This window comes from Georgenia thermotolerans, from assembly GCF_009193185.1.
GTDB lineage: Bacteria > Actinomycetota > Actinomycetes > Actinomycetales > Actinomycetaceae > Georgenia > Georgenia thermotolerans.
Genome location: NZ_VUKF01000017.1, coordinates 20,506 through 45,114, shown reverse-complemented (window position 1 = coordinate 45,114; position 24,609 = coordinate 20,506). Strand labels below are relative to the sequence as shown.

Sequence of the window (24,609 nt, the reverse complement as noted above, 5' to 3'; positions counted from 1 at the left end):
GTGCTCCTAACGCGTTTCAGCGGTGACGGTGGTGGTCTGCGTGGCGATAACGGGGGTGGCTCGCGCGACGGAGGGGATCTTGTGCACCAGGCGGTCGAGATCGTCCGCGGTGTCTCCGACGCCGAGGATGTAGTGGTCGGGCCGGATGACAGCGGCCTTGGCTCCGACCGACGCGAGGAGCTGGCCGACCTTGAGCGGGTCGAGCAGCGTGACGACGTCGCCGTCGTCGTCGAGCGCGGCCTTGGTCGGGGCGGGCAGCTGGTGGTAGATCCCGCGGTCGGCGACGACGAGGAAGTGCGTCCCGACCATGTCGTCAAGGCGGGTGCCGTCCACGAGGATCGGCTGCATGCCGAGCTTCCCGGCGCGCTCGTCCCTGTCGCCCTCGTGCAGGCCGGGGCCGAGGGCGGGGGAGGTGGGGACGGCGCTGGCGGTGGGGTTCGCCCTGATGAACTCGTCGCGCCCCTCGGCGACCTTGGGGTCGGTGGTCTGGATGATGACTGCCTGGTTCGCGGCGGTCTCCACCCAGAAGGTGGCGTGCGGCTTGCGCTCGCTCTCGTAAGTGTCGAGCAGCTCATCGCCGGCGAGGCCGCGCTTGACGAGCTCGAGCTTCCAGGCGAGGTTCGCGACGTCGCGCAGCCCCGCGCACAGGCCCTGACCGAAGAGCGGCGGCGCCTGGTGGGCCGCGTCGCCCGCGAGGAAGACGTTCCCGCTGCGCCACTGCTGAGCGATCCGCCCGCGGAAGGTGTAGATCGCCTGCCGGTCCGGCGCGAACTTGTCCGCCGGCAGGGCGCCGCGGCTGATGCGCTCGACGGCGGCGGGCGTGACGATCTCGTTCGGGTCGTCGTCGGGCATGAGCATGAACTCCATGCGCACCCGCGTGCCGGGCAGCCGCAGCCAGAGCGCCGGCCGGGTGTGTCGGCCGAACTGAATCATGTCGGCCGCGTAACCGGGCGCGCCGACGAGCTGTCCGTCGACGACGAGCCACTGGGCGTCCTCGCCGTACTTGTCGTTCTGAATCCCGAGGCTCTGGCGGATCCCCGACCGGGCCCCGTCGGCGGCGATCACCCAGCGGGCGCGCACTGTCTGCGCCGTGCCGTCCTTCGCCACCGCGGTGACCTCGACGCCGCCGTCGACGTTCCGGAGGTTCGTCACGCTCACGCCACAACGGAGCTCGACGCCCGGAGTCTCGTCGACGACCCCGCGGATGAGGCGCTCGACGTCGGGCTGGTGGAAGCTGATGTGGTCGTTCCACGCCTGGTCGCCGAAGTGGTCGGTCGAGGCGTGGACGAGGACCTCGCCGGACTCGTTGATGACCTCGACATGCTTCATCGGGATCGTCACGGCCGCGAACTTCTCGGCGATGCCCAGACCCTGCAGCGTGCGCATGGTCTCGCCGTCGAAGTGCACCGCGCGAGCGGTCGGCCACATCTCCTCGTCCTTCTCCAGGCCCACTGCGGTCAGGCCCAGGCGGCCCACGAGGGCAAGTGCGGTCGCTCCGACGGGGCCACCCCCGATGACGACGACATCGACGTCGGTATTCACCAACACTCCTTCGTGTTCAGTACGTGTCGTATCGGATGCTACGACCGCGGGCATCTCCGCTGCAAGACACCATCCACGAAGTTCCGTTATGAGGGAATCGCGTTTTGGGTATCGCCGTCATGAGGATTTCGAATGACCTCGACGACGCGCTCGAGGACGTGACGCAGCCAGACGTGCTCCGCGTCGTAGGCGTGATCCGGATGCCACCAGAACGCGTCGCGAACGGGGGCGAGGTCCAGCGGTGGCACGACGGCCTGGAGTCGCGGCTCCAGCCGAACTGCCATGCGTGCGAACCCTTCGGGAACGAGGGCGACCCGATCGGTTCCGACGATGAGGGTCGGCATGACAAAGAAGTGGGGGGTGACCGCGGCGATCGAGATGTCGATGCCGCGGAACTGCAGCTGCTGCCTGGCCGGCCCCATGCCCTCGCGTGGTGCGAGATTGTGGACCCATGGGCGCGTCAGCAGCTCGTCGGCGGTCGGTCTGTCGCTGAGGCCGGACGCCGCGTCGACGAGGCACACCCATGCTTCGGTGGCCAGGTCGAGGCGCGGCTGATCGGTGACGTATCCGTGCGGCAAGATCGCGCCGTCGATGGTCTGGAGGGAATCGGGGAGGGCGTTCACCAGTGCCGCGTCGACGGTAGGGAACTCGAGCCGCACGTTCGGCGCCTCCCGCTCGACGATGCGCGTCAGTGAGGGCGCGATGCGGGCAATCGTGTAGTCGATGCCGGCGATCGCGAACGACCGGGTGCTCGTCACCGGATCAAACCGGGACTGCAGCCTGAATATCTGTTCCGTCTCGGCGATTGCCTGAGGCAGGGCGTGGAGGAGGCGCTCGGCGAGCGGCGTCAGGTCGTGCCGATTGCCTCGACGGACGAGCAGCGGGTCGCCGTAGTGCCGACGTAGCTTGGCGAGCGCGATCGACATGGCCGACTGCGAGACGTGCAGGCGTTCGGCGGCCCTCGTCACGTTCCGCTCTTCGAGGAGGGCACGTAGCGGGCGCAACAAGTTGTAGTCGGTGGCCGCCATGGCCTCAGTCACCCTCGCTCTCCGCAGAATCGTCTGGTGTGGCGGCAAGCGTCTCAGAGGCCACCGGAGGTGCGGGTGACGGCACGCTCTTGCGAGACGTTTCGTATCGGATACGCTGTGCCGCATGGTGGGCCGCAGCGAAGAGAGCCGTCAAGCGATCCTGAAGTCGACGCTGAAGCTTCTCGGCGTCGGTAACCGGCGCGGCACGACGATCCAGAAGCTCACGATCGAGGCGATCGCCAAGCAGGCCGGCGTCAGCAAGTCGACGATCTACCGCTGGTGGGACAACAAGGCGGCCGTCGTGATCGACGCGTTCGTCAGCGAGTACCTCACGCACACGCCCGTGCGCGAGGATGTCCCGTTCGAAGAGGCGCTCCGGGACCACGTGGCGGCCGTCGTGCACCAGTACGCCGGGCTCGACGGCAAGCTCGTCGCCCAGCTGATCGCGGAGGCCCAGTACGACCCGGCCGCGATGCAGGAGTTCCACAACAGGTTCTGGCTCGGGCGTCGCGCGGCCGTCGAGGCACTGATCCGACGCGGTATCGACGAGGGCGTCTTGCGGTCGGACGTCGAGCCGGGGATGCTCGCGAATCTCGCCTACGCCCCGATCTACCTGCGGCTGCTCCTGCACGACGGGCCCCTGGACGACAAGTTCGCGGGCGAGATCGTCGAGCTTGCGCTGCACGGCATCGGACTCCGGGCACACGCTCTCGAAGGTTCCTAGGCGGGTTGAGCCCGTCAGCCCGCGCGCGCGGCCTTGAGCGTGCGACCGGTGCCGCGGAAGATCGCAACCCTCCGGTCACCGGCGTGGACCATCACGTCGACGATCACGCGCCGGCCGTCCTGGAAGTAGACGTTCGCGTGGGCGACGAGATCCTCGCCCACGTGGCTCGGCGCGAGGTAGGTGATCTGCGCGTCCGTCGTCGCTACCCCCTCGAGCACGGAGTTGGCCGCGAACGCGAAGGCGGTGTCGGCCAGGGCGAAGACGTAGCCGCCCTGGGCGATCCCGTGACCGTTGGCCATCTCGGGCCGCACCGTGAGCGTGGCGACCGCCTCGCCCTCGGACGCCTCGACGATGGTGATGCCGAGGGTCTTGAGGCTGGTGTCCCCGGCCATGAGCTGCTGGGCGGACGCGGAGACGGTCACGACACGCGCTCCAGCACGAGGGCCATGCCCTGACCGCCGCCGACGCACAGCGTGGCGAGGCCCACGGTCTTGTCGTTGACCTGGAGGCTGCGCGCGAGGGTGCCCACCAGGCGGGCGCCGGTCATCCCGAAGGGGTGGCCGAGCGCGATGGCTCCGCCCTGCGGGTTGACCCGCTCGGGATCGGCACCGAGCTCTCGCACGACCGGCACCACCTGGGCGGCGAACGCCTCGTTGAGCTCGATGATGTCGATGTCGTCGATGGACAGGCCCAGCCGCCGCAGCAGGCGGCCAGAGGCCTCGACCGGACCGAGGCCCATGATCTCGGGGGACAGGGCGCTCGCGGCGCTGCCGAGGATCCGAGCGAGCGGGGGGATCCCGAGCTCCTGCGCGCGTCGCCCGCTCATCACGACGAGGGCTGAGGCGCCGTCGTTGAGCGGGCTCGCGTTGCCCGCCGTGACCGTGCCGTCGGGCCGGAACACCGGGGACAGGCCGGCGAGGGCCTCGCGCGTGGTGGAGGGCCGGGGCCCGTCGTCCGCCGCCACGACGGTGCCGTCGTCGCGGGTGTACGGGGCGATCTCGCCCGCGAAGTACCCCCGCTCGATCGCCTTCGCGGCCGCCTGCTGCGACTTGAGCGCCCACTCGTCCTGGTCCGGCCGGGTCGTGCCGGTCAGGCCGGCGACGAACTCCGCCGTCTTGCCCATGGTGATGTAGACATCGGGCGTCCCGCCGTCTTCGCGCGGGTCGTGCCAGGCGGTGCCCGACTCGAAGAGGCGGTCCGCCCGGGCGGCCGACTCTTCGGACCCGGGATACAGGCGGGTCGAGATCGGCGGTTGGTTGGACGTCGACTCGACGCCGCCGACCAGGTAGGCGTCGCCGTCGCCCGCCTTGATCGCCTGTGCGGCCATCGCCGTCGCCTGCAGGGAGGAGGCGCAGAAGCGGTTCACGGACGCCGAGGGCAGGAAGTCCATGCCGGCGAGCACGGCCACGCGGCGCCCGATGTTGTCGCCCTGCATCCCCTCGGGCACGGCGCAGCCCATGTAGAAGTCGCCCAGCTCGCGCGGGTCGAGCTGGGGAACCTGCGCGAGCGTGGCCCCGACGGCCGTGAGCGCAAGGTCCTCGGGACGCTCCTCAGCGAGCGAGCCCTTGCGGGCCCGGCCGATCGGGGTGCGCTGGTAGGCGACGACGACGGCGTCGTTCGGCGCCAGATGGTGGTTGGCCACGGCGTGTGCCTTTCAGGTTCGGTGGGGCGGCGGCGAGGGGCCAGCTCCCGCTAACGGGACCGGCCCCTCGCGCGCCGTGCTGGGGTGGGTCAGGCGGGGATCCGACCGCGCACGAACTCCTCGTCCGGGGCGTCGGTGACGGGCAGGCCGGAGGCGATGAGCGCGGCGCGTGCCTGCTTCATGAGGCGGTCCGGCAGGCGCCCGGCCGGGCCGCGCAGCGCTCCGCCGTTGAAACCGGCGAGCCACTCCTGGTACTTCCAGCCGGTGCGGTTGATGACGGTCGTGCCGACGGACGAGCCGGTGAGGATGGCGACGTTGGCGGCGCGGGCGGGCGCGACCTGCCACCACAGCTCCATCGCCTCCTCCCACCTGCCGTTCCGGGCGAGGTTGAAGGCGCGGGGGAAGTAGTCGGAGGTCCAGTTGGTGTTGCTGGTGCCGGAGAACTGGAAGTCGAGCACCGACATCAGCGGGATCGTCTCGCTCTCGATTGGGCAGCTGATGATCACCTCGCCGTTGAAGTGGTGGTACATCTCCATGATCCCGCCGATGGTGGGGTAGCCCTGCTCGGCCTTGATCGCGACGATGTTCGGGATCTCGTCGAGCACCTTGCGCACCCACTTGACCGGCATGCCGGCCGGGTGAATGCGCTCGAAGCCCCAGGCGGGCAGGCCGAAGAGCATCACGCCGAGGTCCGTGGAGTCGCAGAGGGTCTTGGTGTAGTCGAAGACCTGGTCGAGGCTCGTCGGCCAGTACGACGTGGGGTAGGAGAGCAGGACGGAGTCGACGCCCGCCTTCTCCGCGAGCTTGAGCGCCGCGAGGTTCTCCTCGAGCGTGTTGAACGAGCAGTGGAAGAACAGCTGAAAGTCCGGGCCGCCGACCTCACGGGCGACGGCGGTGATCCGCGCGTTCTCCTCGGGCGTGACGTTCAGCTCGGTGACCAGCAGCGTCCCGGCGAAGCCGAGCTCCTTGAGCTTGAGGATGTCGTGCGCGATCGCCTTCTCGTTGATGCCCGAGAAGTCGGCCGTGTAGGAGGGCATGGTGACGGCGATGCAGCCGTTCCAGTTCTGCTTGGCCCAGTCACGGGCCTCGCTCTTCGTGTACTCCACCATGGTGCTGTTGTTCCTCACTTCTTGGTTGTGACGATGCTGACGGGCAGCTCGTAGCCGAAGCCCTCGTTGCGGGCGCGGTCGTAGAGCATCTCGGCGACGACGATGTCCTGGAGGCCGGAGCCGGTGGACTTGTAGATCCGGATGCCCGCGTCGAGGTCGATGGGGACCTCGCCGAGCAGCACCGCGGACAGCGGGACGACGAGCGTGTCGACGTCGACGCCCTCGTGGCGTGCGGCGATGAGGTCGCCGCTGCCGTGCACGACCTCCTCCGGTGCGTCGGCGACGACGACCGCCGCGCGCGCGATGAGGTCGGCCGGCAGCTCGCGCTGCGCGGGCGTGGTCGACCCGATCGAGACGACGGTGGCGTTCGCGCCGATCCACCCGGCCTGCACCGTCGGCGACTCGTCACGTGAGCGGGCCGCGCACAGGATCAGATCGGCGCCCTCGGCCGCCGCCTGCGCGGACGCGACGGCGGTGACCGGGGCGTCCAGCAGGGCGTCGAAGTCCCGGGCGAAGGCCTCGCGGTTGGCCGGCGTGGGGCTGAACACGCGCACCTCGGCAAACTCGCGCAGCGTCGCCAGGGCGGTGAGGTGCGAGCGAGCCTCGAAGCCCGAGCCGATCACGCCCACGACCAGCGGGCGCGCCGGCGTGATGGCCTCTGTGCCCACCGCCGTCGTCGCCGCTGTGCGCAGGCCGGTGACACGGTTGCCGTCGACGAGGGCGAGCAGGTCGGCGCTCTCCTTGTCGAAGAGGGAGATCAGGTAGCTCACCCGCAGCTCGTCCCCGAACGACCCGACGATCGACTTCGTGCCGAACACCTTGCCCTCCTCGGGGACCGAGGGCATGACGCGAATCCACTCGCGGGGACTCTGCGCGAAGATTCGGCCCGGCGTGCGCTCGGCGCTCTCGGGCTTGGAGTATGCAGCCCGGATCGCGTCGATCGCGTGGGTCCAGCTGGACAGCGCCTCGACGTCCTTGTCGGTGAGGAACAGCGGCGGGCTGGCCGGGAGTCGGCCGTCAGAACTCATGGTGCGGGCACTCCTTCGAAGGTGGGGGTGGAGACCGAGGCCAGCGTCCGGGCGAGCAGGCCGTGCTCGGGGGTCGCGTGGCGGGACTGGACCAGCTGCGCGATGTGGCGCCGGGTGGCCTCCCCGGCCGACGCCGAGTCGCCGCGCTCGCAGGCGTCGAGGATCTCTCGGTGCTGTGAGTCGGCGCCGCTGCCGCGGACGTCGCTGTGCAGCCGCAGGCGGTCGGCCTCGGCTCCGAGCTGGTCGATCAGGCGCAGCAGCACGGGGGTGCCCGCGGCCGCGTAGATGATCCGGTGGAACTCGCGGTTGAGCGTGTTGAACCGGCCGAGCGAGAAATCGGGCGCGTCGGTCGCCTCGTCGAGCTCGACGAGGATGGCCCGCATCCGGGCGAGCTCGAGCGCCGTCAACCGGGGCGCGCCCAGCTCGGCGGCGAGCCCTTCGAGAGCCACCCGCAGCGCCGTGACCTCGTCGAGGTTCTCCTCGCTGAGCGCCGCGACGACCGAGCCCCGGTAGGGGAGTCGTTCGACGAGCCCGAGCGACTCGAGCTGGAGCACCGCCTCGCGAACCGGGGTCCTGCTGACGCTGAACTCCCGGGCGATGGCCTCGATGTCGAGCTTCTCGCCGGGGGCAAGGGTGCCGTCGACGATCCGCGCATGCAGGATGCCGAGCACCTCATCGGTCATCCTGCGCGCGCTGCGCAAGCCCTTCGTTTCGCCCATCGGACCTCCTCGTCGCCGTGAGACTAGCTGAGAATATCCGATATGCAAAACGCTACGTTTCGAATAGCATCGGCGCGGCAACCCCCACTCGACGAGGAGAAACCCCATGGCACTGGCAACCGTGAACCCGACCACCGGGGCGACGGAGACGATCATCGAACCGCACTCGCCCGAAGAGGTTGAGCAACGCATCGCCCAGTCCGCGGCCGCAGCCCGCACGCTCCGGACGACGACGTTCGCCCAGCGCGCGGCGTGGATGAACGCAGCGGCCGACATCCTGGACGACCAGGCCGAGGGGCTCGGCGAGCTCATCACCGTGGAGATGGGCAAGCCCATCGCGCAGTCCGTCGCCGAGGTCGGCAAGAGCGCGAGGTCCATGCGCTTCTACGCCGAGAACGCCGAGACGTTCCTCGCGGACCAGCCGCTCGACGACCCGTCGAAGGTGGGTGCCTCGCGAGCCTGGACGCGGTACGAGCCGCTCGGTCCGGTGCTCGCCGTCATGCCGTGGAACTACCCGCTGTGGCAGGTCATCCGCTTCGCCGCGCCGGCGCTCATGGCGGGCAACACGGGTCTGCTCAAGCACGCCTCGAACGTGCCACAGGCGGCGATGTTCCTCGACTCGCTGTTCGAGCGGGCCGGCTTCCCCAAGGGGTCGTTCCGCACGCTCCTCATCGGCTCGGCCGAGGTTGCCGCCGTGATCGAGGACCGGCGGGTGAAGGCGGTGACGCTGACCGGGTCCGAGCCCGCCGGCCGTTCGGTTGCCGCGACCGCCGGCAAGTCCATCAAGAAGGCCGTTCTCGAGCTCGGCGGCTCGGACCCGTTCATCGTCCTGCCCAGCGCCGACCTCACGACCGCCTTGGAGACCGCGGTGCGCGCACGTATCAGCAACAACGGTCAGTCGTGCATCGCCGGCAAGCGCTTCATCGTGCACGCCGACGTCTACGACGCGTTCGTCGCTGAGTTCACCGAGCGCATGTCCCGGCTCGTCGTCGGCAACCCGCTCCTGCCCGAGACCGAGGTCGGGCCGCTTGCCACCCGCGCGGGCCGGGACGAGCTTGCCGAGCTTGTCGACGACGCGCGAGCGAAGGGCGCCAACGTGCTCACCGGCGGCTTCATCCCGGAGGACAGCGGCTACTTCTATGCGCCCACGGTCATCGAGAACATCCCCGACGACGCCCGCCTCGTCCTGGAGGAGGCCTTCGGTCCGGTTGCGTCCGTCTACCGTGCGAAGGACAACGCCGACGCGCTGCGGATCGCCAACCAGACGACGTTCGGCTTGTCGAGCTCGGTGTGGACGAATGACCCGGACGAGGAGGCGTGGTTCACCGCGAACCTCGACGCCGGCGCCGTGTTCATCAACGGAATGACCGTTTCCTACCAGGAGCTGCCGTTCGGCGGCATCAAGGACTCCGGTTTCGGCCGTGAGCTTGCTGCCGTGGGAATCCGGGAGTTCTGCAACCTCAAGACGGTCTGGAAGGCCTGAGCCTTCCCGCGCTTCAGCCGCGGCAGTTGTGCCCTGGCGGTCCGCGCTGAGCGGATTGCCAGGGCACCGCATGGCGCGCCGCCGCACCCAGCGGCCAAGAGTGCGCTGGGTCCAACTGCCGCCGCGGGCGCGGCCCGCGGAGGGAGAGCACTGCGACGGATGCCCGCTGGCCAAGCGGCCTGCGCAGCAGCCCGGCCACCAGTGCTCGATTAACGACGGTCTTGTCTTGGTTCGTCTGTTGTAGCGCGGGGCGGGCCGTGTCGAACTGGGAACGGCCGGCGCGGCCGGGGGTACCGCGACATGCCGTGGCGTGTGCCGGGTCGCTGCGCTTCGTCGGGGCGTAGGCAACGCGTCCGAGAGGGGCCCATGTCGTCTGGCGTTTCACCTGTTGGTCGGTCTGCCCCTTTGACGGTGAGGTTTGCTGTTTGATGCGCCCGGGTTGTGAACCGCGGCATCGGGCAGAGATGTCGCCTCCGTTTCAGTGCAGAAGAGGAGAGTGTTTGATGCGCATCGGCATCCCCCGCGAGTCGCGGCCCGGCGAGACGCTGGTGGCCGCGACGGCGGTGACGGCAGGGCAGCTGGCGAAGCTCGGGTACGACGTGGTGGTCGAGGCCGGGGCCGGCCGGGCCGCGGACCAGCCCGACAGCGCGTTCCGCGACGCCGGGATCGCCGTCGTTGACGCGGGCGAGGTGTGGTCGAGCGACGTGGTGGTCAAGGTCAACGCCCCGACCGAGGCGGAGATCGCCCGTCTGCGGTCCGGTGCGACGGTGATCGGCCTGATGGCGCCGGCGCGTAGTCCCGAGCTGGTCGAGCAGCTGCGGGCGGCCGGCGTGACCGCGCTGGCGATGGACGCGGTGCCGCGCATCTCGCGCGCCCAGTCGATGGACGTCCTGTCCAGCATGGCGAACGTCGCGGGCTATCGGGCGGTAATCGAGGCCGCGCACGAGTTCGGCAGGCTGTTCACCGGCCAGGTCACCGCGGCGGGCAAGGTCCCACCGGCGCGGGTATTCGTGGTCGGGGCGGGGGTGGCGGGGCTGGCCGCGATCGGGGCGGCCGGTGCGCTGGGGGCGGTGGTGCGGGCCTTCGATGTGCGCCCGGAGGTGGCCGAGCAGGTGGAGTCGATGGGCGCGCAGTTCGTGACCGTCGAGATGGAGCAGGAGGTCTCCACCGATGGCTACGCGAAGGAGATGACCGCCGCGCAGGCGGCGGCCACCGCCGTGATGTACGACGAGGAGGCGCGGGCGGCCGACATCGTCATCACCACAGCGCTGATCCCGGGCCGCCCGGCGCCGCGACTGATCACGGCCGAGACGGTGGACGGCATGCGCCCGGGGTCGGTGATCGTGGACATGGCCGCGGCCTCCGGCGGCAACGTCGAAGGAACCGTCGCCGACGAGAAGGTCGTGACCGACAACCAGGTGACGATCCTGGGCTACACCGACCTCGCCGGCCGCCTCGCCGCCCAGACCAGCCAGCTCTACGGCACCAACGTCGTCAACCTGTTCAAGCTGCTCACCCCGGGCAAGGACGGTCGGATCGTCCTGGACCTGGACGACGTGGTCCAGCGGGGCATCACCGTCACCCGCGACGGGGAGATGCTGTGGCCGCCCCCGCCGGTCCAGGTCTCCGCCGCCCCCGCGGCGCCGCCGCCCGACAAGACCGCGCCGACCACCGAGATCGAGCCCGCCGCCCGCAAGTCCCCGCCGGACCCCCGGCGGCGGCTGTACGCCGCGGGGCTGGCCGCCGCGGCCTTCGCCGCCGTGGCGACGGCCGCCCCGCCGGCGTTCCTGAGCCACTTCACGGTCTTCGCCCTGGCGGTGGTTGTGGGGTACTACGTGATCTCCAAGGTCCACCACGCCCTGCACACCCCGCTGATGAGCGAGACGAACGCGATCTCCGGGATCATCGTCGTCGGCGGGATCTTGCAGGTCGGCAGCGACAACCCGGTCGTCGCGGCGCTGGCGGTCGTCGCGGTGCTGGTGGCCTCGATCAACATCTTCGGCGGCTTCTTCGTGACGCTGCGCATGCTCGACATGTTCCAGAAGGGCTGACCCGTGACCGATCTCCTCGCCTCCGCGCGCCTGACCGGCCTGGCCCAGGCGGCCTACATCATCGCCGGGGTCCTGTTCATCCTGGCCCTGGCCGGCCTGTCGAAGCACGAGACCGCCAAGCGCGGCAACGTCTTCGGCATGAGCGGCATGGCCCTCGCCCTGGCCGCGACGGTCGTGCTCGCGCTGCGCCAGACCTCCCTGCCGGGCTTCTCCTCCTCCGTGCCGCTCACGGTGCTGCTGATCGCCGCGCCGATGGCGGTCGGTGCGGTCATCGGCATCTGGCGGGCGCGCACGGTCGAGATGACCGGCATGCCCGAGCTGATCGCGATGCTGCACAGCTTCGTGGGCCTGGCCGCGGTGCTGGTGGGCTACAACTCCTTCCTCGCGGCCGGGCAGGCCACCGGCGCCGAGGCCAGCGGGATGGAGAGCATCCACGCCGTCGAGGTGTTCCTCGGCGTCTTCATCGGCGCCGTCACGCTGACCGGATCGGCCGTGGCCTACCTCAAGCTCAGCGCGAAGATGAACTCCGCGCCGCTAGTGCTGCCGGGACGGCACTGGCTCAACCTGGCCGTGCTGCTGGTCTCCGCCGGCCTGCTGGTCTGGTTCGTCCTCGACGACTCCGCCGCCGCGATCGTCCCCCTTGCGGTGATGACGGTGCTCGCGCTGCTGCTCGGCTTCCACCTCGTCGCCGCGATTGGCGGCGGCGACATGCCGGTGGTCGTCTCGATGCTCAACTCCTACTCCGGCTGGGCGGCGGCCGCGGCCGGCTTCATGCTGAGCAACGACCTGCTGATCATCACCGGGTCCCTGGTCGGGTCCTCCGGTGCGATCCTCAGCTACATCATGTGCAAGGCGATGAACCGCTCCTTCGTGAGCGTCATCGCCGGCGGCTTCGGCTCCGACGGGGCCGTCACCGGGGAGGCCCGCGACTACGGCGAGCACCGCGAGGTCCAGGCCAACGAGGTCGCCCAGCTGCTCGCCAACGCGAAGTCGGTCGTGATCACGCCGGGCTACGGCATGGCGGTGGCCCAGGCGCAGTACCCCGTTGCCGAGATGACCCGCAAGCTGCGCGAGAGGGGCGTCGACGTCCGCTTCGGGATCCACCCCGTCGCCGGGCGCCTGCCCGGGCACATGAACGTCCTGCTCGCCGAGGCCAAGGTGCCCTACGACATCGTCCTGGAGATGGAGGAGATCAACGACGACTTCGGCGCCACCGACGTCGTGCTCGTCATCGGCGCCAACGACACCGTCAACCCCGCCGCCCTGGAGGAGCCCGGCTCCCCGATCGCCGGCATGCCGGTCCTCGAGGTTTGGAACGCCAAAGAGGTCATCGTCTTCAAGCGCTCCATGGCCACCGGCTACGCCGGCGTCCAGAACCCCCTGTTCTTCAAGGACAACACCCGCATGCTCTTCGGCGACGCAAAGGAACGCGTCGAGGACATCGTCAAAGCCGTCTAGCTCACGTACAGACAACCCGATCGTTCGCCGGTTATCTGCCCAGCGGCTGCCCTGGGCAGGAACCCGGAAGTCTGATCGTCGCCCTCCGCTGGGTGGCTTTCCGGCCGGTGGCTGCGCACGACCTCCTCGGCGACATCGCCGGACATGAGGTTTCCAGGTTGGAGCCGTCCGTCAGCGCTGCGAGCATGAGCATCGGCAGTGCGGTGCCGACGTAGGCGAAGGCTAGGGTGTAGCCGGTGTAGCCGGTGGAGGCGATGTGGTCGCGGCCCACCCGCATGCCCCGGGAGAACAGCCGGCGTCGCGGCGATTCGCTGCGGAGCCCGCTGTCAGTTAGGGCGGCGCCGTGTGCCGGCCCAATCCCACCGGGAGCTTGCGTCACGCGTGTGTGTGGAGGTCGCGGGACCGGGGCGGTCGTCGTCGCTGCGCCTTGTGATGGCGTCGCGATAGAGCGCTTGGGCTGCCTCCTGGTTGCCTTCGCGGAGGAGTATCTCGACCTGGTGAAGGACGGGGTTCTCGTCGTGGGGTGACGCTTTGCGCGCGACCTCGACCGCCCACCTGGCAGTGACCAGGTCGTCGCCGCGCAGGGCGTCCGCCGCGACGATGCACGCGACGTCGACGACCGCTGCAGCGATGGTGAGGTCGAGTCGGCTGCCCTCGAAGACCCACATCCATCCCTTGGTGTCGGCGTGCTCGAACGGCTGACCGGTAATGAGCTTCAGAGCGGTGCGCAAGTCATTGATCCCCCTTTCGCCTCGTGCTTCGCCACGGGCCCGCAGCCGCCGGAACAGATCGAGGTCGACCAGGACGTCCTCGACGACGTACACCGGCACCCCTCGTTCTCTTGCGGCCTCACTCTTGTCAGCCGGCGGCATGTGTGCGGCGCCCGTACGGATGTTGGTGCCGAGCCACTTGCGGAGAACGGACATGTGGCCGCGTACCCGGTCAGGGTTGATGTCGAGGGCGTTAGATACCTGATCGGTCGTCGCGCCGCGTTCACCGCGCAGGGCGAGGTACGCCAGCGCTCCGGTGTACAGGCCGGGCCGCTTCGCGATCGGGGTCGGGTCCTCTTTGGTCCTGGCCTTGACGGGCCCGAGCAACCACACTCGTGGCCTGTGGATGGTCTTGTCGAACCAGTCGGCTACGTCGTCGTCGAGTCCTGGGTCGGTCTCCTCGACCTTGGCGGTGGTCTCTGGCGGGGCGACGGGAGCGAGAGCGGCGACGTCGTCGGTGGTGATGGGAGAGGCCTCCGCGTAATCCGTGGCGGCGGCAGCGAGCAGGGAGCCAGGCCCGGCCGGCTCCGCAGGGTCATCCGGCCGCGGGCTGACGAATTCCGCTCGCAGAGACCCGCCGACATCGACGAGGGCGCCGGGCCCTTCGGCGGCGCTCTCATCCACCGGATACGGGACGTTGGCGGTGTGGTCGTCGAGGTCGTCGACCAGCTCGACGACCGCGGCGATGGAGGTGGCCTCGCCTGCGGACAGGCCGGTGGCCCGCACTTCCAGCCCCAGCGACGGAACGCGGAGCCGGCCGTGGTCGGTCAGCACGATCTCCGCGTACCCGTCGCGAGGCGGCCCGCCCAGGACGACCAGCACGCCGGCTGGCCGGGTGGGATGGTGGGCGAGGTGCTGGGCGAAGGTGCGCACGCCCTCGTCCGCGCTGTGCTCGGCGCCGGTGAGCAGGACGTGGAACCGGTCGGGGTCGAAGCCGGGGGCCCGCGCGGGATCGACCTCATCGTTAACCCATGTAAGAAACGTCGTGTCGTCATCCACGCGGTGGAGGTAATCGGCAGACGGCATCGCCTGCCCGGGGTCGAGGACTCCGTAGGCGTCGACGTCGCAGATCTTGGCCCAGGGGCTGAGGGCGATCTCAGCGGCGAGGTGGCGCGCGAAGGCCTCGACCCGGTCGGCGGGCCCGGTGAGGGTGATGCGCCGCAGCTGCTCGAGGTTGAGCAGCCACACGTGACCGTCGGCGTCGTCGCCGACCGTCACCAGCAGCGGTGCGGGCGGCCAGTGTTCGGTGTCGAGTTGCTGTGCGTGCAGGGGAGCGGTCCACGTGCGTCCGGTCCCGGCCCACGGACCGGGCAGGTCGCCGTCGTCGGCGAGGCGCAGCGTCGCCGTGGTGTCGGTGAGCTCGACGGCAGTGATGCGGGGGAAGGACGTCAGGCCGGGGTAGGACGTGGACAGCTCACCGAGCATGGCCTGCAGGCGCTGTACCCGCCCGGCTGCGTCGGCCCCGGCGAGGTGGATGGACTTGTCGGTGTCGACAAGCTCGGGCGGAAGCGGCGCGATGGCGTAGCCGGGTTTGCGTAGTCGGAGTCGGGTGCGGCGCCGCGCTCGCACCGTGAGGTAAAGGCTGCCGGCAAGGATGGCCCCGGCTCCGGTCAATCCGGGCAGCAGCCAGGCGGGTCGCTGGTCGTCCTCTTCGACATCCGGGTCCTCCTCGGGGGCTTCGGCGTCCGCGACGTCGTGGCGGAGGGGCCCGGCGGTCGGTGCGGGCTCAGAGGGCTGCACGTCGGGGACGGGCGCCGGCTCGGCCTCACGTTCGGCGGCGTCAGCGGGTGCTTTCGGGGCCGTGGGCTCCTGCACCGGTGGAGCCTGTTCAGTGGCGGGGGGAGTGGTAGGCATGGCGGCTGGGTAGGTGATGACCCACCCCGGCCGGATGAGGTCGGGGTCCGACAGCTGGTCGCCGTCGGGCTGAATGGTGTGCTTGGACTCTTCGAGGAGTTCGGGCCACCGGTCCGCGTCGCTGAGGAGGTCTGCCGCGATCTGGGAAAGTGTGTCGCCGGGCTGGACGACGTACGCCCCGTCGGGCGCCGTCTGGATCGGGCGAGTGTCGGGGACCTGGAGGACCGTGCCGGGCAGGATGAAGCCGGGGTCGCGCTCGAGGAGCTCGGTGTTGAGCGCCACCAGCTCGTGGTAACGGCGTCCGTCGCCGAGGAGGTTCTTGGCGATCTTCCACAGGCTGTCCCCCTGCCGGACGGTGTACGGCACCGTGGCGGGCTCTGCAAGCGGCGGTGCCGGCTCCGCCGCGGCCGCGGTGGGCACGGCCGCAGCTGGGCGCATGGCCGGCTGCTCGCGGGCTGCCGGGGCGAGCGGCGCCTGGGCCACGACAGTGGCGTGGGCCGGTGCCGCCGTGAGCGGGGCGAGGGTGGGAACTGTGGCGAACAGAAGTGCTGCAACATCGAGCAGCTTGACGGCGACCCCATTGGAGAGCGCGAACCCGCGAACCTGTGGGGCGCGAATCCCGCGCGCCCGGGCCATCGCTTCGGCGATGAGGCCCCAGGCGAGGTACGCCCATCCCAGCCAGGCGACGATCGACAGCAGCAGCACGAGCAGGGTGCCGTCGTCGGCCATCCGTATGCGGAACCGGACCGAGCTCCAGTCGGCGGTCCACGGCGTCGCCCCGACGTGCAGGAGCAGAGCGGGCACGCCGGCCATGAGGGCGCAGATGATGAGCAGGGCGGCCAGTCCGATCAGGCGGCGTCGCAGGATCGTCATCTCTCGTCGCCTCCCAGGGTGCGGACCAGGCGGGCGCTGGCCGTGCTCGTGACCTCGAGGGCGTCGATGCCGATGATCCCGAGAAACACGGTGCGGTAGGTGTCGGTGACGGAGACGGTCACTGTGGTGTCGGTAGCAGTCACAGCCCCCGTGGCGTCCTTGGCGGCCAGGTACTCCTCGGCCCCGGCGACGGCGGCACCCGGGTCGACGGTCAGCGCCCGACCTTGGATCGCGGCCGAGGCGACGACCTGCTGCCCGCCCGCGCGAGCGGCCTGCGCCGCGACGTCCTGCGCGCGCTGCAGGGCATGGACGCGCCCGCCCAAGTCGACGGCCAGCCCTGCGCACAGGATCATCACCACCGAGCCGAGAGCGAGCCATGCGCTGATGGAGCCGCGCTCGCCGTCGCCCGCCCATCTAGATCTCCGATGGGTCATTGGCGTGTCCTCCAGACGTCCAGCGGGCTGGACATAGTGGCCCGGACGGCATGGCTGCCCGGGACGCCCGGAACCGACACGTCGGCCAGGTCCACGTGGCAGACGACAGTCACGGCTACCTCGCTCGCGGTGCCGATGGCCGTGGCGAACGCCGAGGTGTCTACGGACACGTCGACGGCCGCGCACTTGAGTGCCTGGTTGGCCAGGGAGACTTCCGCAGCCTGTTGTGCACTGGCTCCGGCCTCGGCGGCGGTGCGGGCGAGGGACGCGGATCGAGCGGCGGCGTCCGCTGCGGTCTGCACCGTCTGGTGAGTGACCGCCACTCGCCCGGCGAAGATGATCAGCCCGATGAACAGCATGAAGGCGGGCACGCCGATGGAGGCCTCGACGGACGCGGAGCCGCGCTCGCCGGGCCCGTCACGGGTGTACCAGCGTCGTAGCCGTCTCACGGTGCGGTGATCCTCTCGACCGGGATCGAGGCGGACTGGCGCACGGTGGGTGCCCAGCCGGGCAGGACGGACAGGGCGTTGCCCTCGACCCACACGGTCGCGGTGGTTGCCGACCGGTCACCCCACGCGGTCACGCTGGTGAGCACGTCGTCTCCGCCGGCGTCGGCGACGAAGCCGCCGGCCGTGGCGAGGCCGTCGGCGAGCGTGCCGTTCTCCAAGGCGGCCGCCGTCGCGCCCTGGGTGGCCGCGGCGATGGCGACCGAGCGTGCGTGGTAGTACAGCGCTGCCTGCACACCCAGGAACATCAGCACGAACAGCGCGGGCAGCACGACGACCATCTCGACCGAGGCCGAGCCGCGCTCGTCCGCCCACCGCCGCGGATGAGGGCGTAGCCCCTTAGCCAATCTTGGCGGCCTGGTTCTGCACATAGGTCGTGATAGCAAGGACGACGATGCCGACGATGGCGATGACGGCCACCGCCCACAGCACGTGCTCGACGGTGACCGAGCCGCGCTCGCGTTCCGGGTCGTGCACGGGTGGGTCAGTGAACCGGCGGTAGGCGAGAGGGGCCAGTGTGACGAGGGTGATCCACAGTCGGGTCATGATCGGTGTCCTTTGCTTCCAGTGGTTTCCTTCGGTGGTGGGTGTTCGGCGGGGCCCGCGGGCGGGGCCTCGTCGGGACGGTCAGGAGGCGGTGAGGATGCGGAGCAGTGCGGGCGCGACGAGCAAGGCCATGAAGACGACGCCGAGCAGAGAGCCGGGGATCGACATGCGTTCGACGGTGGCGTTGGCCTCGGCCAGCTCCTCGCCGAGCATCGCCGTGCGGATCGCGGTGGCGCGGGCGCGCAGGGAGTCGTAGGCGGCCGAGCCCTGCTCGCCGGAGAGGCGCATGATGTCGGCGAGGTCGGCCAGGTCGGGCAGGGCGAGCTCGTCGGCCAGCTCGCGCAGCGCGTCCCAGGGCGGAACTCCGGACCAGCGCGAGTGCATCAGCTCGGAGCTGATGCGGGTGAAGACCCAGGACTGGGAGACGGCGGCGGCCTGCTCCATGGACTGGCGCACGCCGGCGCCGCTGGTCCGTTCGAGCGCAACCAGGTCGACGTACGCTCCGAGCGCCCGGCGAAACTCGGAGCGTGCCTTCCTGGCGTCGTCCACGGCGTTGTAGTTCGGGATGAAGAACATGAGTGCGGCCAGCCCGAGCGAGGCGACGAATCCGAGCTGGAACGGCAGCCGGGCGCCCGCGGCGGTGAACACCAGGTTCAGCACGACAGGGATGGCCAGGCCGAGGGCGGCGAACGTGAGCTTGTCGCCGTAGAACTTCGCCAGCGGGATCTGCAGCAGCTTCAGCTCACGCTGCGGTGTGCGGACCCACATGCCTGGAGGCAAGGTCCGCAGGGCCCACTGCCCGAGCCGCTCCGTCCGGGTCGGGTCGGGTTCGAGGGCGCCCCACTGCGTGGGGACATACGGCTTGGGCGTCAGCCGGGCGACGGCGTCAACCGGGTCCGGTCTCGGGGGCAGCAGCCGCAAGACGGCGAGGGCAAGCCCGAGGGAGATCAACGATCCGGCGACGATCGCGCCGAGCAGCGTGGCGCTCATGGTCTGACTCCCGTCGCGAGGAACCGCGGTGGTGGCTTGCCGGTGGCCATCGCACGCAGCCTGATCAGCAGGGCGACGTAAGCGGCGAGCAGGACCGCGAGGATCACCTGCCCGAGTGGGGTCGCGTACGGGGTGACGTAGTCGCCGGAGAAGGTGAGCACCCCGAGCACCGCGACGGAGATGATCGTGACCCAGCGTGCCGTCGCCCTCGGCTTGGCGCGGTCGGCCTCGACCTGGCGCCGGGCGCGCACGTCGGCCTCGACTGACTCCGCCAAGGAGGTGAGCACGGCGGCCAGGCCGGCTCCGCGGCGCCGGGCGCCGAGGATGAGGTTCGCGGCGATCAGGTCACCGGTGGCGTCGTCGAGCTCGTCGGCGAACGCACGCAAGGCGTCCTCGGTGCGCCAACGAGACTGCAGGCGGGCCACGAGCCGGTTCAGCTCCGGCGCGATCGCTTCGGGCGCGGAACGCAAGGTGGCGGCCAAGGCGTGCTCGAGCCCGAGCCCCACGGTCAGCACCCCAGACAGCGAACGCGTCCATTCCGCCATCGCCTCGAGCCGCATGATCTGCGATCTCGCTTCCGACGTCGACAACAGCGTGGGCAGCCCGACGACAGCGAGCGGGACACCGACCAGGGCAAGCACCCACCCGGTGAGCGCCCACACCACCACCCCACCGGCCAGGCCCGCGAGCAACAGCAACCGCGTGCGGCGCGAGGTTCGAGAAAGACGCGCGAACCGGCCGGACGCCAGCTTCGCCCGGTCCTGGCGGAATCGCTCGAGCGCGAAGAAGACCAGCGTGACCAGGCCGTAGGCGATCAGCGCTCCGGAGATCGCGAAACCGACAAGGCGCATCTCAGGTCACCCCCCGGCGACCGATCTGCTCGGCCTGGGCGAGGTAGCCGGCGAGGTCGAACCCGTGCCTGGCCAGCGCTCGGTACTCGTCCGGCAGCGTGTGCGGGACCGCAGCCCCGTCCGGGCCGGGGGCGAACACGTGCGTGGCGGCGTACCCCGTCACGACCTCTCCGGGCGTCACGGCGACGATCTCAGCCACGCGCCGGCGCCGCCGCGGGGTGCCGTCGGTGTCGGTGTAGTCCTCCAGGTCCAGGTGGACGATGACGTCCACGGCGGCGGCGAGCTTGCTGGTGGCCAGGTCGTGGGTGACGTGCCGGCCGGCCTCCATCGCGCAGGTGACGAGCTTGCGGATCGCTGCCACGGCGTCCGAGGCGTGAGTGGTGGAGATAGAGCCGGTGCCCGACTCCATCGCCTTGAGCATCGTCCAGATCTCCTTGCCCCGGACCTCGCCGACGATCTGGCGGGAGAGGTTGAACCGGAAGGAGTCGTGCAGGGCGTCGTCGAGCGTGAACTCTCCGGCCTGCGATCCGTCGGCTGCGCGTTCGCCGGCTCCCGGCCGGGCCTCCCAGGAATGCACGTTCTGCTCTCGACCGGCCAGCTGGTCCAGGTGCAGCTCACGCTCGGTCTCGAACGTGCCGATCTCCTCGCTGGCGGGGATCTGCGCGCACAAGGCCCGCACCAGGGTTGTCTTGCCCGCGCCCTGGGCGCCGGAGACCACGATGGACTTGCGGGCTGCGACCGCAGCGGCCAGGAACGACGCCGCGACGGGGGACAGGGTGCCGCTGACCACGAGATCGTCGAGCGAGATGTCCAGCAGCCTGTGGCGGCGGATCACGATGAAGGGACGTGGCACGACCCAGGCGGTGGCGGCCAGGCGTGCGCCGCCGTCGAGCTGCAGGTGCAGGGAGGGCTGCGCCTCGGAGAAGCCCCGGGCCCCGTGCTGGGCGCGCGAGCCGAGGAAGGAGAGGAACTCGATCAGCTCCTCGTCGCTGCCTGCCACCGGTGGGCCCGGCACCTTCGTGCCGTCGGTCAGCTCCAGGCGCACCTGGTCGTGGCCGGTGACCATGATGTTCTCCACCCGGTCGTCGTCCACCAGCGGCTGCAACCGGCCCAGGCGGAACAGCGCATCGAACACGGCCGTCGCGGTTGCCCGCTGCCGGGGGAACGACCATGCCGGGCGCCCCGCGGTGGAGTCTTCGGCCATCGTCTGTTCGATCAGGTCGAGCACGATCGCCCGGCCGAGCTCCTCGCGCTCCTCGCGCGACAGCTCACCGCGGTCGGACGACACCGCTGCGGTCAGCTGAGCCGAGGCGCGCGAGCGCAGGCCGGCCACGACGGTCCAGTCGAGGAGCTCCGGCGCGTCGGCCGGATGGTCGCTTCCCGGCATCCAGCGGTTCGATGCGGCCGAGGTCTGCCGCGTCAAGCGCGGCGGGAGCGATGCCGCGGACACGTCCGGGGCCGCCGACAGGTACGGGATCGCGCCGGCGCCGGGACGGCGGCGCGGCTCGACGTCGTCGCCGATCGCGGTGGTCGGGACTCGGGTGTCGGTCACCGGGCGGCCTCCTCGGCCAGGGCGGCACGCCGCCGCGAGACGGTGGCGCCGATGGCCTCGGCAGCGGCGCGTAGGGACCGCACGTACCCGCCGTTCTCGAATCGGCGTGGTGCGGGCTCGCCGCGGTGGTAGACGGCTGCGGCCTCGGCGTCGTCGGCGACCTTGGCTACGACACGCAGCCCGAGGACCTTGGAGACCTCGGCGGTCGAGTACGGGTTACCGGCCCCGACGACGAGGAGCCCTGGTTCACGCCAGGGTGCTGCCTCCTTGCGCAGCGCCGCTGCCCAGGAGCGCGAGCCGGCCATCGACGGTAGGTGCGAGCGCACGACGAGCAGCGTCAGATCGGCCAGCACCACCAGTGCCTGCGGCCAACCGGGCAGGCCGAGCCGCCCGGCGTCGACGATGACGTCCTGTCCGGTGGACTGCAGGTCGTCGAGCACCGGCGACAGCCGGCCCCACAGGTCACCGAGGCCGGCGGCCTGCTGGTGGGCGGTCGTCCCAGCGAGAAAGGAGACGTTGGTGCCGTCGATAGGGCGGACCGCATCCCGCAGCGAGTCCGCCAGGTCCAGCGGGGAGCGGGCGAGCTCGACCGTGCCGGCCTCGTACTGACGCATGCCCTGGTAGAAACCGGCCAGTACCCCGGACCCGCCGGTGGGGTCAGCGTCGACGAGCAGGACGGGGCGCGGCCATAGCAGGGCGAGGCCGAGCGCCGTCGTCGTCACTCCGGGAGAACCGGACGCCGAGCACAGCGTGATGACCGCCATGGCCGCTCACCGTTCCCGGTTCTCGAGCACGACGGCGACGTTCCCGGTCGCCGCCTGCGCCGCCAGCACGGCGGCGTCGGCGGCCGGGACAAGCAGGTCGACGACGACCGACCCGGGCTGCGAGCCCGCGGTGACGCCCGCGACCTCGGCCGAGGTCGTGTCCGGGACCCCTTCCACCTTGCCGGACGGCCCTGGGGTGACCACGACCCGGACCCGATCGCCGACCAGCAGCGGCGTGCCCGGCGCCTTGCCGCCAGCCAGCTCAACACCGACCAGTGTCATGGCTTCCCGGGTGGTCGAGAATGGGGCCGCCGCCTCGCGGGTCAGGATTGCCCCCTTCGCGACGTCGAGCGAAAGCCGCTGCCCGGCCAGGGCCTCAAGGTCATCGGCCGGGACCGGGTCGAGCGCGGGGTCGACGCTGAGCTTGACGAGCATGAAGTCCTCGGCCGTGAGCTCCTCGCCACGGTGCAGGCTGTCCTTGGCGACCAGGACCGATGTCGTCGTCGACATCGACGACCACGTCGCCGCACCCAAGATTCCGCCGACCGCCACCGCGACGACGGACACTGCCGTCTGCCAGGGTCTGCGCCTGGCCCGTGGAGGCACCGGCGCTCGCCTCGCCGCCGGCGGCGTCTCCGTCGTGCTGCTTCGAGAAGTTGTGCTGGTCACGCGTCCCTCCCCTCGGTGAAGTGCCCGTCAACTCGTCACGAGCACCTGCGCCTCGCCGACCGTGATCTGCGTGGAACGGGACAGCCCGTCCATGCGGATCGTTCCGGCCTGGCCTGCCCCTTCCCACGTGATGACCCAGTCCGACGTCGCGGTCACCGTGAACTTCCGGTTCGGTTGGCCCGCGCTCGTCTGGTCATAGACGTGCCCACAGTCAGGCGATGCCTGGCCGCCGCGCGACGGGGCGTAGGGGGTGCCCTTGGTCGTGCACACCACCTGGTTGCCGTCCCCCATGTCCCACACGATCTTGTGCACCCTGGCTGTGGCCGTCACCGTGATGCCGGCGGCCGAGGCCGACGCCGTCACCGGGCCGAACGTGTGCTCGTCGGACCCGGCAACCCACATCCACACCGGCATGCCCACCACCCCGACCGAGTCGGCTCCGGGCTCGGGTGCGATGCCGATGTCAATCGCCCGCAGCTCCATCTGGTCTATCGCCAGCTCGGCGACCGCTCGAGGTGACGGGCCCGAACCCGAAGCCTCCGGCGGCGTCAGCAGCCACAGGTGCACGGAGTAGTCCGTGTACGGCTGCCAGCACTCGTAGATCTGGCCACCCTCGGACGGGTCGTGGCCCTGCCACATGGGGGCACCCGGCGCCGGCTGCGGGTCCAGCACGCGGATGTAGCAGTTGTGGGCGTTGCTCCAGTAGCCGGCGTCATCCGTGCACGGCACTGGGCCCGGCGGTGGGCTGGTGACACCCTGCTTCCTCGGGTCCCAGTAGCAGGCAGAGCCGGAGCCGGTGTCCTCGGGCCCGTCGACCGGTGCGACGTCCGGCGGGGCCGGGGCCTCGACCCAGACGAGGCACACACCGCTACGAGGCGAGTGCGTGGTGCAGACCGGCTCCGCCTGAGCCGTCCCCTGGGACACGACGGTCAGGCCCGCCGCGGCGAGCAGAAGTGTGGCGACCCACGTCAACCGGCGGCGCATGGCGGTCGCTCGAGATCCTGGCTTGAGGACACCCGCCAGCCGCCCGTGGGGTTCGAGTCCCCGTCGCGATTGACGACGATGTGGCGGATCCAGCCAAACTCGGGCCGGTCCGGAGTCACGGTCGAGGCGCCGCTGGCGTCAACGATGTCGACGGCGGAGACGTCGAAGCAGACGTCAACCTCGACGGTCGGCGGGTCGGCGCTGAGGTTCGCGCCCTGGACGACCAGCTCGGCGATCCGGGTGTCGCCCGTTTGGTGCAGGGCATCTGACCGTTCGGTCTCGTACAACCGCTGCTGTGAGCTGAGCTCGACGCCCTCCGCGTACTCCTCCAGCCGGCTCAGTGGCTGGCGCGGGTCCTGGCCGAGCTCGTCAAGCAGGCCGTAATAGTCGCGGACGAGCCGCTCGACGGACGTGGCCGCGGCCTCCGAGCCGCTCGTCGGGCTCGGGGATTGAGACACGCTTGGTGACGTCGCTCTTGAGGCACTCGGTGACGGGCTGGCGGTCCTCGACGGTGCTGGTCCGGGGTCACTCGTGCACGCCGGTACGGCGGCGAGGACCAGCATCGCCGCCACCGAGACGCCAAGTCTTTCTCGGAACCGCATACGCCCTCCGCCGTCCAGAGGGAACACCGTTAGTCCCCCGGAGACGCGAACGACTCCGCGCCGCGGTGCCCGCGTGGAGTCGTGCTGCCCCATGTATCCCATAACGCTCCTTCCCGCCGCAGGCGTTTGGTTTCCCGACTGTGGCTCCGCGGACGCAAGACCTTCGACTCCTTGTAGGTGCGCACTGCTCGCCACGTCGGGGTGATCGCCGTGCGGTGGCGGGTATGCGGGACGCTGGTCTCGACTCCGGAGCCGGTGCTTCGCGCGGCCGCAGCCGGTCGTTGCGGATCGCTGCCGTTGCCGTTACGCCCGTGCTGTCGCCGTGTCGCGATGCGGTTCCGGGCCGGCAGCTGGGGCGCCGCGCTGCGGCCGCCGCCCCCAATGCCGTCGTCGCCAAGCCGCTCCGCGTGTCACGCCGCCGCTCGGAGGC

General features: G+C 70.6%; 24 protein-coding genes. 4 read left to right on the top strand and 20 right to left on the bottom strand.

The features are described 5' to 3' along the window. Nucleotides 1-6: 6 nt before the first annotated feature. Both GD970_RS09795 and GD970_RS09790 read right to left on the bottom strand, forming a co-directional pair. Complete coding sequence (locus tag GD970_RS09795; protein ID WP_170297202.1) at nt 7-1,542, bottom strand: bifunctional 3-(3-hydroxy-phenyl)propionate/3-hydroxycinnamic acid hydroxylase; 1,536 nt, start codon at nt 1,540-1,542, stop codon at nt 7-9. An 86-nt stretch (nt 1,543-1,628) separates the two neighbouring features. Continuing rightward, nucleotides 1,629-2,570 carry a LysR family transcriptional regulator gene (locus GD970_RS09790; RefSeq protein WP_170297201.1) on the bottom strand — a complete coding sequence of 314 codons (942 nt, stop codon included), beginning with the start codon at nt 2,568-2,570 and terminating at the stop codon, nt 1,629-1,631. A 124-nt stretch (nt 2,571-2,694) separates the two neighbouring features. On the opposite strand from GD970_RS09790, the gene GD970_RS09785 reads away from it, so the two are divergent. Beyond that, nucleotides 2,695-3,294 (top strand): TetR/AcrR family transcriptional regulator, encoded by a 600-nt coding sequence (locus GD970_RS09785; RefSeq protein WP_152202703.1) that lies wholly within the window; start codon nt 2,695-2,697, stop codon nt 3,292-3,294. A gap of 14 nt (nt 3,295-3,308) precedes the next feature. On the opposite strand, the gene GD970_RS09780 is transcribed toward GD970_RS09785, so the two are convergent. The 5 genes from GD970_RS09780 to GD970_RS09760 all read right to left on the bottom strand — a co-directional run bounded on the left by GD970_RS09780 (nt 3,309) and on the right by GD970_RS09760 (nt 7,792). Further along, a complete protein-coding gene (locus GD970_RS09780) occupies nt 3,309-3,716 on the bottom strand; it encodes a PaaI family thioesterase (protein WP_152202702.1) in 408 nt (135 codons plus the stop codon). Next, complete coding sequence (locus GD970_RS09775; protein WP_226925261.1) at nt 3,713-4,936, bottom strand: acetyl-CoA C-acyltransferase; 1,224 nt, start codon at nt 4,934-4,936, stop codon at nt 3,713-3,715. The genes GD970_RS09780 and GD970_RS09775 overlap by 4 nt, the downstream gene beginning before the upstream one ends. Before the next feature lie 89 nt (nt 4,937-5,025). Next, nucleotides 5,026-6,045, bottom strand: coding sequence for a dihydrodipicolinate synthase family protein (locus GD970_RS09770; RefSeq protein ID WP_152202744.1), 1,020 nt, complete (start codon nt 6,043-6,045; stop codon nt 5,026-5,028). 14 nt (nt 6,046-6,059) lie between these two features. After that, nucleotides 6,060-7,073 carry an ornithine cyclodeaminase family protein gene (locus GD970_RS09765; protein WP_152202701.1) on the bottom strand — a complete coding sequence of 338 codons (1,014 nt, stop codon included), beginning with the start codon at nt 7,071-7,073 and terminating at the stop codon, nt 6,060-6,062. Next, complete coding sequence (locus GD970_RS09760; protein WP_170297200.1) at nt 7,070-7,792, bottom strand: GntR family transcriptional regulator; 723 nt, start codon at nt 7,790-7,792, stop codon at nt 7,070-7,072. The genes GD970_RS09765 and GD970_RS09760 overlap by 4 nt, the downstream gene beginning before the upstream one ends. A gap of 106 nt (nt 7,793-7,898) precedes the next feature. On the opposite strand from GD970_RS09760, the gene GD970_RS09755 reads away from it, so the two are divergent. The 3 genes from GD970_RS09755 (at nt 7,899) to pntB (ending at nt 12,784) form a co-directional block, all read left to right on the top strand. After that, nucleotides 7,899-9,275 (top strand): aldehyde dehydrogenase family protein, encoded by a 1,377-nt coding sequence (locus GD970_RS09755; protein ID WP_152202699.1) that lies wholly within the window; start codon nt 7,899-7,901, stop codon nt 9,273-9,275. A gap of 503 nt (nt 9,276-9,778) precedes the next feature. Further along, nucleotides 9,779-11,326 carry a Re/Si-specific NAD(P)(+) transhydrogenase subunit alpha gene (locus GD970_RS09750; protein ID WP_152202698.1) on the top strand — a complete coding sequence of 516 codons (1,548 nt, stop codon included), beginning with the start codon at nt 9,779-9,781 and terminating at the stop codon, nt 11,324-11,326. A gap of 3 nt (nt 11,327-11,329) precedes the next feature. Next, nucleotides 11,330-12,784, top strand: a complete 1,455-nt coding sequence (pntB, locus tag GD970_RS09745) for a Re/Si-specific NAD(P)(+) transhydrogenase subunit beta (RefSeq protein WP_152202697.1) — start codon at nt 11,330-11,332, stop codon at nt 12,782-12,784. A gap of 31 nt (nt 12,785-12,815) precedes the next feature. On the opposite strand, the gene GD970_RS22205 is transcribed toward pntB, so the two are convergent. From GD970_RS22205 to GD970_RS09680, 13 genes are all read right to left on the bottom strand, one after another. After that, nucleotides 12,816-13,061 (bottom strand): YibE/F family protein, encoded by a 246-nt coding sequence (locus tag GD970_RS22205; protein ID WP_319593459.1) that lies wholly within the window; start codon nt 13,059-13,061, stop codon nt 12,816-12,818. A 49-nt stretch (nt 13,062-13,110) separates the two neighbouring features. Beyond that, the gene (locus GD970_RS09735; RefSeq protein ID WP_152202696.1) at nt 13,111-16,281 is read right to left on the bottom strand and encodes a LysM peptidoglycan-binding domain-containing protein; all 3,171 of its coding nucleotides are present in this window, start codon (nt 16,279-16,281) and stop codon (nt 13,111-13,113) included. After that, entirely contained in the window at nt 16,278-16,715 is a 438-nt protein-coding gene (locus tag GD970_RS09730) for a pilus assembly protein TadG-related protein (RefSeq protein WP_152202695.1), read from the bottom strand. The genes GD970_RS09735 and GD970_RS09730 overlap by 4 nt, the downstream gene beginning before the upstream one ends. Then, nucleotides 16,712-17,164: a TadE family protein gene (locus GD970_RS09725; RefSeq protein ID WP_152202694.1), complete on the bottom strand. Its 453-nt coding sequence runs from the start codon at nt 17,162-17,164 to the stop codon at nt 16,712-16,714. The genes GD970_RS09730 and GD970_RS09725 overlap by 4 nt, the downstream gene beginning before the upstream one ends. Further along, complete coding sequence (locus GD970_RS09720; protein ID WP_152202693.1) at nt 17,161-17,592, bottom strand: TadE/TadG family type IV pilus assembly protein; 432 nt, start codon at nt 17,590-17,592, stop codon at nt 17,161-17,163. The genes GD970_RS09725 and GD970_RS09720 overlap by 4 nt, the downstream gene beginning before the upstream one ends. Further along, a complete protein-coding gene (locus GD970_RS09715; protein WP_152202692.1) occupies nt 17,561-17,767 on the bottom strand; it encodes a hypothetical protein in 207 nt (68 codons plus the stop codon). The genes GD970_RS09720 and GD970_RS09715 overlap by 32 nt, the downstream gene beginning before the upstream one ends. 81 nt (nt 17,768-17,848) lie before the next feature. Next, nucleotides 17,849-18,757, bottom strand: a complete 909-nt coding sequence (locus GD970_RS09710; protein WP_152202691.1) for a type II secretion system F family protein — start codon at nt 18,755-18,757, stop codon at nt 17,849-17,851. Further along, nucleotides 18,754-19,608, bottom strand: coding sequence for a type II secretion system F family protein (locus GD970_RS09705; protein ID WP_152202690.1), 855 nt, complete (start codon nt 19,606-19,608; stop codon nt 18,754-18,756). Before GD970_RS09705 ends, GD970_RS09710 begins: the two co-directional genes overlap by 4 nt. A gap of 1 nt (nt 19,609) precedes the next feature. Further along, nucleotides 19,610-21,160: a CpaF family protein gene (locus GD970_RS09700; RefSeq protein WP_226925259.1), complete on the bottom strand. Its 1,551-nt coding sequence runs from the start codon at nt 21,158-21,160 to the stop codon at nt 19,610-19,612. After that, nucleotides 21,157-21,924 carry a P-loop NTPase family protein gene (locus tag GD970_RS09695; RefSeq protein ID WP_152202689.1) on the bottom strand — a complete coding sequence of 256 codons (768 nt, stop codon included), beginning with the start codon at nt 21,922-21,924 and terminating at the stop codon, nt 21,157-21,159. Before GD970_RS09695 ends, GD970_RS09700 begins: the two co-directional genes overlap by 4 nt. A 6-nt stretch (nt 21,925-21,930) precedes the next feature. Next, on the bottom strand, nt 21,931-22,491 hold the full coding sequence (locus GD970_RS09690) for an SAF domain-containing protein (RefSeq protein WP_170297199.1): 561 nt from the start codon (nt 22,489-22,491) through the stop codon (nt 21,931-21,933). 129 nt (nt 22,492-22,620) lie between these two features. After that, the gene (locus tag GD970_RS09685) at nt 22,621-23,565 is read right to left on the bottom strand and encodes a hypothetical protein (RefSeq protein WP_211489702.1); all 945 of its coding nucleotides are present in this window, start codon (nt 23,563-23,565) and stop codon (nt 22,621-22,623) included. Further along, entirely contained in the window at nt 23,562-24,035 is a 474-nt protein-coding gene (locus tag GD970_RS09680) for a hypothetical protein (protein WP_152202686.1), read from the bottom strand. The genes GD970_RS09685 and GD970_RS09680 overlap by 4 nt, the downstream gene beginning before the upstream one ends. Nucleotides 24,036-24,609: the final 574 nt, after the last annotated feature.

Coding starts and splice junctions, on each gene's coding strand:
- GD970_RS22205 (WP_319593459.1), bottom strand. CDS start 13,061: ATGCGGGTGGGCCGCGACCACATCGCCTCCACCGGCTACACCGGCTAC.
- GD970_RS09715 (WP_152202692.1), bottom strand. CDS start 17,767: ATGACCCGACTGTGGATCACCCTCGTCACACTGGCCCCTCTCGCCTAC.
- GD970_RS09760 (WP_170297200.1), bottom strand. CDS start 7,792: ATGGGCGAAACGAAGGGCTTGCGCAGCGCGCGCAGGATGACCGATGAG.
- GD970_RS09705 (WP_152202690.1), bottom strand. CDS start 19,608: ATGCGCCTTGTCGGTTTCGCGATCTCCGGAGCGCTGATCGCCTACGGC.
- GD970_RS09750 (WP_152202698.1), top strand. CDS start 9,779: ATGCGCATCGGCATCCCCCGCGAGTCGCGGCCCGGCGAGACGCTGGTG.
- GD970_RS09785 (WP_152202703.1), top strand. CDS start 2,695: ATGGTGGGCCGCAGCGAAGAGAGCCGTCAAGCGATCCTGAAGTCGACG.
- GD970_RS09735 (WP_152202696.1), bottom strand. CDS start 16,281: ATGACGATCCTGCGACGCCGCCTGATCGGACTGGCCGCCCTGCTCATC.
- GD970_RS09770 (WP_152202744.1), bottom strand. CDS start 6,045: ATGGTGGAGTACACGAAGAGCGAGGCCCGTGACTGGGCCAAGCAGAAC.
- GD970_RS09695 (WP_152202689.1), bottom strand. CDS start 21,924: ATGGCGGTCATCACGCTGTGCTCGGCGTCCGGTTCTCCCGGAGTGACG.
- GD970_RS09710 (WP_152202691.1), bottom strand. CDS start 18,757: ATGAGCGCCACGCTGCTCGGCGCGATCGTCGCCGGATCGTTGATCTCC.
- GD970_RS09765 (WP_152202701.1), bottom strand. CDS start 7,073: ATGAGTTCTGACGGCCGACTCCCGGCCAGCCCGCCGCTGTTCCTCACC.
- GD970_RS09755 (WP_152202699.1), top strand. CDS start 7,899: ATGGCACTGGCAACCGTGAACCCGACCACCGGGGCGACGGAGACGATC.
- GD970_RS09720 (WP_152202693.1), bottom strand. CDS start 17,592: ATGTGCAGAACCAGGCCGCCAAGATTGGCTAAGGGGCTACGCCCTCAT.
- GD970_RS09790 (WP_170297201.1), bottom strand. CDS start 2,570: ATGGCGGCCACCGACTACAACTTGTTGCGCCCGCTACGTGCCCTCCTC.
- GD970_RS09730 (WP_152202695.1), bottom strand. CDS start 16,715: ATGACCCATCGGAGATCTAGATGGGCGGGCGACGGCGAGCGCGGCTCC.